Source organism: Pseudomonas sp. B21-047, assembly GCF_024748775.1.
In the GTDB taxonomy this organism is placed as follows: domain Bacteria; phylum Pseudomonadota; class Gammaproteobacteria; order Pseudomonadales; family Pseudomonadaceae; genus Aquipseudomonas; species Aquipseudomonas capeferrum.
Map to the genome: position 1 here is coordinate 545,852 of NZ_CP087169.1, position 11,150 is coordinate 557,001.

The 11,150-nt window shown below is 62.0% G+C and carries 10 protein-coding genes; 5 read left to right on the forward strand and 5 right to left on the reverse strand.

The genetic code is table 11. The annotated features are described in order from the left end of the window. Positions 1–12: 12 nt before the first annotated feature. Positions 13–2,847, reverse strand: coding sequence for an excinuclease ABC subunit UvrA (gene uvrA / locus LOY26_RS02475; protein ID WP_186661303.1), 2,835 nt, complete (start codon positions 2,845–2,847; stop codon positions 13–15). 129 nt (positions 2,848–2,976) lie between these two features. On the opposite strand from uvrA, the gene LOY26_RS02480 reads away from it, so the two are divergent. Then, entirely contained in the window at positions 2,977–4,371 is a 1,395-nt protein-coding gene (locus LOY26_RS02480; RefSeq protein ID WP_095065585.1) for an MFS transporter, read from the forward strand. 9 nt (positions 4,372–4,380) lie between these two features. Continuing rightward, positions 4,381–4,932: a single-stranded DNA-binding protein gene (locus LOY26_RS02485; RefSeq protein WP_033703483.1), complete on the forward strand. Its 552-nt coding sequence runs from the start codon at positions 4,381–4,383 to the stop codon at positions 4,930–4,932. Between the two features lie 109 nt (positions 4,933–5,041). Here the strand turns inward: LOY26_RS02485 and LOY26_RS02490 are convergent, their stop codons facing one another. Both LOY26_RS02490 and LOY26_RS02495 read right to left on the reverse strand, forming a co-directional pair. Further along, positions 5,042–5,536 (reverse strand): heme-binding protein, encoded by a 495-nt coding sequence (locus tag LOY26_RS02490; RefSeq protein ID WP_258714348.1) that lies wholly within the window; start codon positions 5,534–5,536, stop codon positions 5,042–5,044. A 128-nt stretch (positions 5,537–5,664) separates the two neighbouring features. After that, entirely contained in the window at positions 5,665–7,053 is a 1,389-nt protein-coding gene (locus LOY26_RS02495; RefSeq protein ID WP_258714349.1) for a PLP-dependent aminotransferase family protein, read from the reverse strand. Between the two features lie 442 nt (positions 7,054–7,495). Here LOY26_RS02495 and LOY26_RS02500 point away from each other — a divergent pair, with 442 nt between their 5' ends. Genes LOY26_RS02500 through LOY26_RS02510 form a run of 3 tightly spaced genes read left to right on the forward strand, consistent with a single transcriptional unit; the run spans position 7,496 to position 10,134 of the window. Next, on the forward strand, positions 7,496–8,521 hold the full coding sequence (locus tag LOY26_RS02500) for a TauD/TfdA family dioxygenase (protein WP_033703480.1): 1,026 nt from the start codon (positions 7,496–7,498) through the stop codon (positions 8,519–8,521). 31 nt (positions 8,522–8,552) lie between these two features. Continuing rightward, on the forward strand, positions 8,553–9,338 hold the full coding sequence (locus LOY26_RS02505) for a TSUP family transporter (protein WP_033703479.1): 786 nt from the start codon (positions 8,553–8,555) through the stop codon (positions 9,336–9,338). A gap of 22 nt (positions 9,339–9,360) precedes the next feature. Further along, the gene (locus tag LOY26_RS02510) at positions 9,361–10,134 is read left to right on the forward strand and encodes an SDR family NAD(P)-dependent oxidoreductase (protein WP_033703478.1); all 774 of its coding nucleotides are present in this window, start codon (positions 9,361–9,363) and stop codon (positions 10,132–10,134) included. Positions 10,135–10,227: 93 nt separating this feature from the next. Here LOY26_RS02510 and LOY26_RS02515 read toward each other — a convergent pair whose 3' ends face one another. Both LOY26_RS02515 and LOY26_RS02520 read right to left on the reverse strand, forming a co-directional pair. Then, complete coding sequence (locus LOY26_RS02515) at positions 10,228–10,500, reverse strand: DUF3077 domain-containing protein (protein WP_033697742.1); 273 nt, start codon at positions 10,498–10,500, stop codon at positions 10,228–10,230. A 4-nt stretch (positions 10,501–10,504) separates the two neighbouring features. Then, positions 10,505–10,774 (reverse strand): hypothetical protein, encoded by a 270-nt coding sequence (locus LOY26_RS02520; protein WP_186661166.1) that lies wholly within the window; start codon positions 10,772–10,774, stop codon positions 10,505–10,507. Between the last annotated feature and the right edge of the window lie 376 nt (positions 10,775–11,150).

An 11,150-nucleotide genomic window follows, 5' to 3' on the forward strand; every position in this document is an offset into this window, starting at 1 on the left:
TGCACAGGCGGATCAGGCCCGGTCACGCTCCAACAGCGGCTTGAGGTAATGCCCGGTGTAGGACTGCTTCATCTTGGCCAGCTCTTCCGGCGTACCGCTGGCAATGATCTGCCCACCCTTGGAGCCACCCTCCGGCCCCAGGTCCACCAGCCAGTCGGCCGTCTTGATCACGTCCAGGTTGTGCTCGATCACCACCACGGTGTTGCCGTGGTCGCGCAGGCGGTGCAGCACATCGAGCAACTGCTGGATATCGGCGAAGTGCAGGCCGGTGGTCGGCTCGTCGAGGATGTACAGGGTCTTGCCGGTGTCGCGCTTGGACAGCTCGCGCGACAGCTTAACCCGCTGCGCCTCACCGCCGGACAAGGTCGTCGCCGACTGCCCCAGCTTGATGTATGACAGGCCCACGTCCATCAGCGTTTGCAGCTTGCGCGCCAGCGCCGGCACCGCATCGAAGAACTCGCGGGCATCCTCGATGGTCATTTCCAGCACCTCGTGGATGTTCTTGCCCTTGTACTTGATCTCCAGGGTTTCGCGGTTATAGCGCTTGCTCTTGCACACATCGCACGGCACGTAGATGTCTGGCAGGAAGTGCATCTCGACCTTGATCAGGCCGTCACCCTGGCACGCCTCGCAACGCCCCCCCTTGACGTTGAACGAGAAGCGACCGGGGCCATAGCCGCGCGAGCGCGACTCGGGCACGCCCGAGAACAGTTCACGGATAGGCGTGAAGATACCGGTGTAGGTTGCCGGGTTGGAGCGCGGTGTGCGGCCAATCGGGCTCTGGTCGATATCGACTACCTTGTCCAGGTGCTGCATGCCGTCCATGCTGCTGTGCGGCGCGGCTTCCAGGCTGCTGGCACCGTTCAGCGCGGTCGCGGCGAGCGGGTACAAGGTGTTGTTGATCAGCGTCGACTTGCCCGAACCCGATACCCCTGTCACGCAGGTCAGCAGGCCGATCGGGATTTCCAGGTCGACGTTCTGCAGGTTGTTGCCGCGGGCACCTTTGAGTTTCAGCGAGAGCTTCTTGTCGCGCGGTGTGCGTTTGGCTGGCACGGCGATCTTCTTGCGCCCGGACAGGTATTTGCCAGTCAGCGAGTCAGGGTGCGCCATGACCTCTTCAGGCGTGCCCTCGGCGACGATCTGGCCGCCATGCACCCCGGCCCCCGGACCGATGTCCACCACGTAGTCAGCCAGGCGGATAGCGTCCTCGTCGTGCTCTACCACGATCACCGTGTTGCCAAGGTCGCGCAGGTGGTTGAGGGTGGCCAGCAGGCGGTCGTTGTCGCGTTGATGAAGACCGATGGACGGTTCGTCGAGGATGTACATCACCCCGACCAGGCCCGCGCCGATCTGGCTGGCAAGGCGGATGCGCTGGGCTTCACCGCCCGACAGGGTGTCGGCGCTGCGGTCCAGTGTCAGGTAGTCCAGGCCGACGTTGACCAGAAATTGCAGGCGCTCGCAGATTTCCTTGAGGATCTTCGAAGCAATTTCGCCTCGGCGCCCGGTCAGGGTCAGCTCGCCGAAGTAGTTGCTGGCTTCACCGATGGGCAGGTTGGTAACTGCCGGCAGGGTTTTCTCGCCAACCCACACGTGGCGGGCCTCGCGCCGCAGGCGGGTACCGCGGCAGTCGGGGCAGGGCTGGGTGCCGAGCAGCTTGGCCAGCTCTTCACGCACGGTGGCCGATTCGGTCTCGCGGTAGCGCCGCTCCAGGTTCGGCACGATGCCCTCGAACGGGTGCGAGCGTTTGACGATGTCGCCCCGGTCGTTGAGGTACTTGAAGTCCACGCTCTGCTTGCCGCTGCCTTGCAGGATCACCTTCTGGTGCTCGGCCGACAGCTCGCCGAACGGCGCCTCCAGGCTGAACCCGTAATGCGCGGACAGCGAGCCGAGCATCTGGAAGTAATAGACGTTGCGTCGGTCCCAGCCACGTATCGCGCCCTCGGCCAAGGTCAGCTCGGCATTGACCAGGCGCTTGGTGTCGAAGAACTGCTTGACCCCCAGGCCGTCACAGGTCGGGCAGGCACCGGCCGGGTTGTTGAACGAGAACAGCTTGGGTTCCAGCTCGCTGATCGCATGGCCGCAGACCGGGCAGGCGAAGCGGGCGGAGAAGATCATCTCTTCGCCTTCCTCATCGTCCATCGGCGCCACCAGGGCGATGCCGTCGGCCAGCTTGAGCGCAGTCTCGAACGACTCGGCCAGGCGCTGCTGCAGGTCGGCGCGGACCTTGAAGCGGTCTACCACCACATCGATGCTGTGCTTCTTCTGCTTGTCCAGCTTGGGCAGTTCATCGAGCTCGTAGAGCTTGCCGTTGACCCGTGCGCGGACGAAGCCTTGGGCGCGCAGCTCGTCGAACACCGCCAGGTGCTCGCCCTTGCGCTCGCGGATTACCGGGGCCAGCAGCATCAGCTTGCTGCCTTCAGGGCGCTCCAGTACCAGGTCGACCATCTGGCTGATGGTCTGCGCTTCCAGCGGGATGTCGTGGTCCGGGCAGCGCGGGGTGCCGACGCGGGCATAAAGCAGGCGCAGGTAGTCGTAGATCTCGGTGATCGTGCCCACGGTAGAGCGCGGGTTGTGCGACGTCGACTTCTGCTCGATGGAGATGGCCGGGGAGAGCCCTTCAATGGTGTCGACGTCGGGCTTTTCCATCATCGACAGGAACTGCCGGGCATAGGCCGACAGGGATTCGACATAGCGGCGCTGGCCTTCGGCGTACAGCGTGTCGAACGCCAGTGAGGACTTGCCGGATCCGGACAGGCCGGTGATCACGATCAGCTTGTCCCGCGGCAGGGTCAGGTCGATGTTCTTCAGGTTGTGGGTACGTGCCCCACGAATCAGGATCTTGTCCACTGCGGCCTCGCTCGGCGGGCATAAACAAGGAAGTATACGGCGCGCTGCCATTACGCGGCAAAGCGTCGCGTATATGCCGTCTAGCTGTCGGACTGATAGAATCGCCGCCGGTTCACACGAGGTTAATCCATGCACGACACCCACAACGAGCGCATGAGTGGCAGCGAAACCCGCGCCGCAAGCGGCCTGGCCCTGGTCTTTGCCTTTCGTATGCTGGGCATGTTCATGGTCTTGCCGGTGCTGGCCACCTACGGCATGGACCTGGCTGGCGCCACGCCCGCGCTGATCGGCCTGGCCATTGGCGCCTATGGCCTGACCCAGGCGGTACTGCAGATCCCGTTCGGCATGGTGTCCGACCGCATCGGGCGGCGTCCGGTGATCTACCTGGGGCTGGTGATCTTCGCCCTGGGCAGCATTTTGGCGGCCCAGGCCGACTCTATCTGGGGCGTGATCGCCGGGCGCATTCTGCAGGGCGCGGGGGCGATTTCTGCGGCGGTCATGGCGCTGCTGTCCGACCTTACCCGCGAGCAACACCGCACCAAGGCCATGGCCATGATCGGCATGAGCATCGGCCTGTCATTCGCCGTCGCCATGGTCGTCGGGCCACTGTTGACCAGTGCCTTCGGCTTGTCAGGATTGTTCCTCGCCACGGCGGGGCTTGCCTTGGTCGGTATCCTGCTGATTGCCTTCGTCGTGCCCAATTCCCACAGCACCCTGCAGCACCGCGAGTCGGGTGTCGCGCGCCAGGCACTCGGCCCGACCCTGCGCCATGCGGACCTTCTGCGCCTGGACGTCGGTATCTTCATCCTGCATGCCATCCTCATGGCCAGCTTCGTCGCCCTGCCTTTGGCCTTCGTCGAACGGGGCGGCCTGCCGAAGGAAGAACACTGGTGGGTGTACCTGACCGCGCTGTTCATCTCATTTTTTGCAATGGTGCCGTTCATCATCTACGGCGAGAAGAAGCGCAAGATGAAACGCGTGCTGGCCGGGGCGGTCAGTGTGTTGCTGCTGGTGGAGGTGTTCTTCTGGCAGTGGGCTGACAACTTGCGCGGACTGGTGATTGGCACCGTGGTATTCTTTACTGCATTCAACCTGCTGGAAGCCTCGCTGCCTTCGCTGGTGAGCAAGGTGTCGCCTGCGGGTGGCAAGGGAACGGCGATGGGGGTGTATTCCACCAGCCAGTTCCTGGGCGCCGCCCTAGGCGGAATCCTCGGTGGCTGGTTGTTCCAGCACGGTGGGCTGAACATGGTGTTTCTGGGTTGTGCGGCGCTGTGTGCCGTGTGGCTGGTCGTTGCCTTGCGCATGAACGAGCCGCCGTATGTGACCAGCCTGCGCATGCCGTTGACGCCCGAGGCAGTCCGGGAAGCCGGGTTGACCGAACGCCTGATGGCCGTGCCGGGTGTAACCGACGCCGTTGTGGTGGCAGAAGAAGCCGCCATCTATATCAAACTGGATACGAAAATTTTGGACCGTACGACCCTCGAGCGTCTGGTGAACCCAGCCTCTTCGGCGTGCGAAGCCTAGGAGAACGTTATGGCCCGTGGGGTTAACAAAGTCATTCTGGTCGGCACCTGTGGCCAGGATCCCGAAGTCCGCTACCTGCCCAACGGTAACGCCGTGACCAACCTGAGCCTGGCTACCAGCGAGCAGTGGACCGACAAGCAGTCGGGCCAGAAGGTCGAGCGTACCGAGTGGCACCGTGTGTCGATGTTCGGCAAGGTTGCCGAAATTGCCGGCGAATACCTGCGCAAGGGTTCGCAGGTGTACATCGAAGGCAAGCTGCAGACCCGCGAGTGGGAAAAAGACGGCATCAAGCGTTACACCACCGAAATCATCGTCGACATGCAGGGCACCATGCAGCTGCTGGGCGGCCGTCCGCAGAACCAGCAAGGTGGCGGCGACCAGTACAACCAGGGTGGTGGTAACAACTACAACCAGGGTGGCCAGCAGCAACAGTACAACCAGGCGCCGCCACGTCAGCAGGCCCAACGCCCGCAGCAGGCGCCACAGCGCCCTGCACCGCAGCAGCCAGCGCCGCAGCCGGCCGCTGACTTTGACAGCTTTGATGACGATATTCCGTTCTGATCAGCGCGGTTAGGCGTCACGCTACATCGAAAGCCCAGGGCATTTGCCCTGGGTTTTTTTATGTGCGAGGAAACTTCACGGGCGCAAATGAAAGGTAAGCCCCCGAGCGTCAGGCATCGCCATCCAGCGCCGCCTGGGCAAACTGCACATCCAACTCCGGCGTAGCCCCGCTGATACCGATGCCGCCGAGATGCTGGCCATTCGCATCCATGATTGGCAGGCCACCGCCCAGTAGCGTGAAGCCAGGCAGTGACGCGTAGGGGTTCGCCGGCAGGCCAGCACTGCGCTCTGCAAGTGTTCTGGAGGCAAGCGGGAAACGGGCGGAAGTCGCGGCCTTTAGCTTCGCGACCTGGATGCTGCCGCTGCTGGTGCCGTCCATGCGGTGGAAGTGCTTGAGGTTGCCCTGGTTGTCGACAATGCTGATGACGATGGCAAAGCCCTCGGCCTGGGCAGCGCGTTCGGCGGCTGAGGCCATTGCCCGGGCGGCTTCGGCAGTGATCGAGGCGCAGGGAGGCGGGGCGGTTGTCAGGGGATCAGCCAGCGAGGGTGCCGCCAGCAACAGCGAGCACATGAGGAGACTGGCACGGCCGTAATAGGTTTTCATGCAAGCATTACCCTTAGGATTTTTCGGGCAACCTAGCAGGCGACTGGCGTTTGTTGATGTAGTCCGTTTCTGAAACTGATGTCGGCCTGTCTCAAAAGGACGGCAGCGAGCCGTCCAGGGTCATTCGCCTAGTAGAAAAGCCGCGGCTCCGGCGAATCCAGCAGACTGACCAGCTTGGTCAGGGCAAAGCCCAGTTCCGCACGGCTCGGCGTCATCAGGGCGATACGCACGCCACAGGTGGCAGCGCTGCGTTCAGGCAGGAACTGGCTGCCGCTGACCACGGTGACGCCATTGTTGCGCGCCAGGTTGGCAAATTCGTCGCTGGTCCAGGGCTCGGGCAGTTCCAGCCAGATATGAAAACTGTAGGGCTGGCTGCGGATCTTGTACTTGCCAAGGATTTCACGGGCCATCTGCTGGCGCGTGGCCGCTTCGTCCTGCTGCACCTGCACCAGTTGCTCGGCCATGCCGCTGTTGATCAGGTTGCTGGCCAGTTGTGCCATCAACGGCGATGGCATCCACACGCTGCTGCGCACCATCGACGACAGCCGCGACAGGGTTTGCGGCGGGGCATACAGGTAGCCGATACGCAGCGCTGGCAGCACGCTCTTGGACAAGCTGGTCAGGTACACCGAGCGTTCGGGTGCATAGGCGGCCAAGGGCTTGTAGCCAGGTGCTGGCTCCAGGAAGCCGTAGATATCGTCATCGACGATGAACAGGTCGAACTCGCGGGCAATGGCGGCGATGGCTTCGCGGCGCGCGTGGGGCATGATCGAGTTGGTCGGGTTCTGGTGGGTGGTGACGCACACCAGCAGGGAAGGGCGGTGTTCTACGCACGCTGCGCGCAAGGCCTCGGGAATCAGGCCATGTTCGTCCATGGCCACACCGCGCAGGCGGCGCCCCATGCTATGGGCCAGCGAAATGATGCCTGGGTAGCAGAACGACTCGCACAGTATGACGTCGTCGCCTTTGGACAGGCTGCTGATGGCCACCAGCAGGCCATGCTGGGCACCTGAGGTCAGCACTACCTGCTGCCAGTTGGCTTCAGGCATCCAGCGCTGGATCCAGGCCGCACCGGCCTGCTTGTGCGTCGCATGGCCACCCTCGGTGACGTAATCGAGCACCTGGGCCAGGTCGGGTGACGCGGCCAGTTCGTTTATTGCCCCGCGCAGCCAGTCGGTCATGTGCGCGTCATTGGGCTTGATGATCGAAAGGTCGATCTGCCCGCTCTCGCGTTCGGCTGGCGCCGCTACGGGGCGTGCTGCCGGGGCCTGCGCCTGGCGTTGCTGCAGCACGAAGGTGCCGCGCCCTACCTCGCCAACCACCAGGCCACGTTTGGCCGCTTCGTCATAGGCTCGGCCGATGGTGCCAGGCGTCACGTTCAGTGATTCGGCCAGGTCCTTGAGTGTTGGCAAGCGTTCGCCAGCGGTCAGCCGGCCGCTGCCGATGTCCTGTTCAAGGGCGTCGGCGATCATCAGATAGACCGGCTGTGCCAGGTCGCTGTAGTGAGGAACCCACATGGAAATGGCACCAGAAGCTGCAAGAACGCGAAAGCCTAGCACGAAAGGTCTGATAGGAGTAATTGTGTTTTCTTGTGGGTAAATTGCACCGATTGAGGTGGTTCGGAGAAGCAAAAGTGGAAGGGCGGGTAAGTCGGTTTGCGGCTGTACTCGTCATCAGGCGCCAGCGTCTGCGCTCGATTATCAAGAAATCTTTTGAAATCAATAAGTTGATTGAATCGATTCAATCGATGTTCTTTCTTGATGATGAAATAAATTGAGTCGATTCTATTTTTGTAATTACAATGATTGAGTCGATGCAATTGACGGGTGCCCTTTCTGCCTCCGCCACCCCATCGCACAGCTGTGAACGGCTTCAAAAAAAAGACAATGTCTGCCGCCTCTGCCCGGCTTAGCACGACACCGAATGGCCACAAGCTAGCTCAATGGACTATCACTCGAAATGGAAAGCGCACACCTGCAACAAGCAGCCGAGCCTCAGACTTCACTGGAGATTCGCCTGCCTTGGGTGACTTCAAGTGCCTGGCAAACCGTACTGAACAATACCCCCCTCGATTTTGAAACCAGCAAAGAGCTCTATCCGCAGCTCAAGGACCAGGCACAGGAGGTGCTGGGCAAAGCACTCTGCCAACAGATTCGTGGCTTCGTCGAAGACCCGCAGCTGACCTGCATGATCGTGCGCAACTGCCCACGCGACCGCGACGTCCCCCCTACGCCGTACTCCGGGGTACTCAGCCCGCGCAGCACGCCGATAGCCTGCCTGGTAAGCCTGACCATGCAGAGCCTGATGGGGATCAACCCGATCGTTTATGAAGGGGAGAACGACGGGCGCCTGTTCCGCCATGTCATCCCGGCGCGTACCTCGTCCAGCCACAAGAGCTCCCACGGCTCGCGGCTGCGCTTTTCCTATCATGTGGACAACCCCGACTTGCCGTTGTCGTCCGAGCCACTGGGCAGCGCTTCGTGCTGCCCGGAGTACCTGTCGTTCTTCGGCATGCGCTGTGACCCACGTATCAGCACAACGTTGGTCAACCTCGATGCCGTAGTGGCGGCGCTGCCCGCGGCCAGCGTGCGCGAGCTTTGCCAGCCACAGTTCGAAATTCGCCGCCCCGACTCGTTCACCGCCAATCGGCGCTGCACCGCCGAGCTGCCCGTGCTGGCACGTGGCAACGCGGGCGAGTGGTTGTGCCGTTTCGACAGCGAAAACACCCACGGGCTGAACCTGCGCGCCGAGCAAGCCTTGGCCAGCCTGCGCGGCGTGCTGGAAACCCGCCGCTTCGATGAGCCGCACCTGCTGTTGCCGGGTGACTTCATGGTGTTCAAGAACCAGCGCGTATTGCATGCCCGTGATGGCTTCGAGCCGCAAAACGACGGTGCCGACCGCTGGCTGATGCGCCTGTTCGCGGTCAACGACCTGAACCGTGTGCATTTCACCCGCGCCGATCACCTCTACGAAGTGCGCTCCTGATCTCACTCAACCACTCGATGGACGTAATGTTATGGAACTGTTAGGCGCTTTCTGGGCGGAACATTGGCTGCTGGCGATCCTGATGCTGGGTGCGATCGCGTTCATTGCCGGCTTCGTCGACAGCATTGCCGGCGGTGGCGGGCTGTTTCTGGTCCCTGGGTTTTTGCTGGTGGGCATGCCGCCGCAAGTGGCCCTGGGGCAAGAAAAACTGGTCAGCACCCTGGGCACGCTGGCGGCCATTCGCAACTTTCTGGCCAACAGCAAGATGGTCTGGAAGGTGGCGCTGGTCGGCGTGCCGTTCTCGTTGCTCGGGGCCTACCTGGGGGCGCACCTGATCGTGTCGATCTCCCAGGAGACCGTGGGCAAGATCATCCTGGCGCTGATCCCGGTCGGCATCCTGATTTTCCTCACCCCCAAGGACCGCCCGGTCGAGGAACGCGAGCTGTCTCCACGGGTGCTGTACACCGTGGTGCCGCTGACCTGCCTGACCATCGGCTTTTATGACGGCTTCTTCGGCCCTGGCACCGGCAGCATGTTCATCATCGCCTTCCACTACCTGCTGCGCATGGACCTGGTCTCCAGCTCGGCCAACTCCAAGACCTTCAACTTCGCCTCCAACATCGGCGCACTGGTGGCGTTCATCATGGCCGGCAAGGTTGTGTACCTGCTGGCCCTGCCACTGGTGGCCTGCAACATTCTCGGCAACCACATGGGCAGTGCCCTGGCCTTGCGCAAAGGCAACGACGTGGTGCGCAAGGTGTTGGTGTTCTCGATGCTGTGCCTGTTCACCAGCCTGGGCGTGAAGTACCTGGTCTGACTTACCCAACCGGAGATAACTGATGAAAACCGCATTCGTAACCGGCGCCTCCTCGGGGTTCGGCCGTGCCATCTGTCGTACCTTGGTTGCCAAGGGCTACCGCGTGATCGGTGGCGCCCGGCGCATGGATAAACTGCAGGCACTGGAGGGTGAACTGGGGGTCAATTTCATCCCGCTGGCCCTGGATGTCACCGACCCGGTGTCGCTTGAAGCGGCAGTCGAACAGATCCGTGATGCGTCGCTGCAGATCGACCTGCTGGTGAACAACGCCGGGCTGGCGCTGGGCGTCGATCGCGCCCAGGCCAGCAGCGCCGAAAACTGGCAGCGGATGATCGACACCAATGTCACCGGGCTGGCCATGGTCACCCACAAGATCCTGCCGCAGATGGTGGCGGCGGACAGCGGGATGATCATCAACATCGGCTCCATTGCCGGCACTTACCCCTACCCAGGCGGCAACGTGTATGGCGCCAGCAAGGCATTCGTTCGCCAGTTCAGCCTCAATCTGCGTGCCGACCTGGCCGGTACGTGTGTTCGGGTGAGCAACATTGAACCGGGCCTGTGCTCGGGTACCGATTTTTCGCTGGTGCGCCTGAAGGGCGATGTGGAGGCCGTGCAGGCTCTGTACCGTGATGTGGAGGCGATTCTGCCGGAGGATATCGCGGCCACGGTGGCCTGGATTGCGGACCAGCCCGCGCATGTGAATATCAATACCATCGAGATCATGCCGGTGGCGCAGAGCAGTGCGGCGCTTAATGTGGTGCGCGATCTGCCTAGGCCGTTGGGCGCTGCTTGATTGCCCCGTTATCGTTTGGGCCAACTGGCGCCCTGACGGCTGATGGCCTCTTTGCGGGATCTTGTGGGGTTTACCGCGAAGAGGCCAGTGAGATCAATGCAACCGGTTCTTGGCTAACTCGATATCGTCCATCAACGCCTTGGCCAGGACACTCAGGTAGTCAGCCGCGCCGAGCAACTTGTGGTCATCGTCCATATCGCCTTCACGCACCAGGTGCTTGATGTAGCCCAGCAGCACCGACACCTGCTCATATGCCACATCAATCGGGATGCCAGGCTGCACACGCAGCAAGTTCAACGATGGGTTGCCCACATCAAGGAAGGTTGCCAGGCCCGCGGTGGTGAGGGGCTTGGGTTCGTCGGCCATGGGCTCACTCCTCGGCCTGTTGGCCATAGAGACGGTTGTGTACGTGCTCTACCAGCGAACGGGCGATCTCGCTGGCATGCAAGGCATTGCTCAGCATGTTCAGGCCAGGTTCGCTGGCGTGGGCGCGGCAATGGTCGTCGATGGTTTCGATGACGCCGCGTAGCAGCTCGCTAACGTGGGCGAGGGCATGGGGTGGGTACATGTCGGATTGGACGGTGAAGAATGGGGTGGTGATCGGTTTGCGGCGGGGTGGGTCTGGGACGATCTTTTTCATGGCATGCAACCTTTGTTCGGTTTAAGGAACTGCCACCTGAATCTTTCTCACGGATTGAGGTGGCAGCCGCACGCGGGGTGAGAAACCGAGGAACAAAGGCAAAACTCGGCCAGGACAAAGCCTGCCCGCGTACGGCCGCCATAACGACGATGCCTTGTATCAGTCGGGTTCTCACACCCGGCCGCCGAAGCGACCCGAAAACGTTATCCCTGAGGCATTTCCCCGACAACAGCGATACTTCAGCAGTGCGTGTAGGGTAATTCCTAAGTGGCTGGAACCTGTAGCATTTGGTTTCAGGTTCAGAAATGTCTTACGGCGGATGGGTTTGTTGGCTGTGAGGTGCATGTCGGGAGAAAAGGGTGGGCACGGGGTGTTC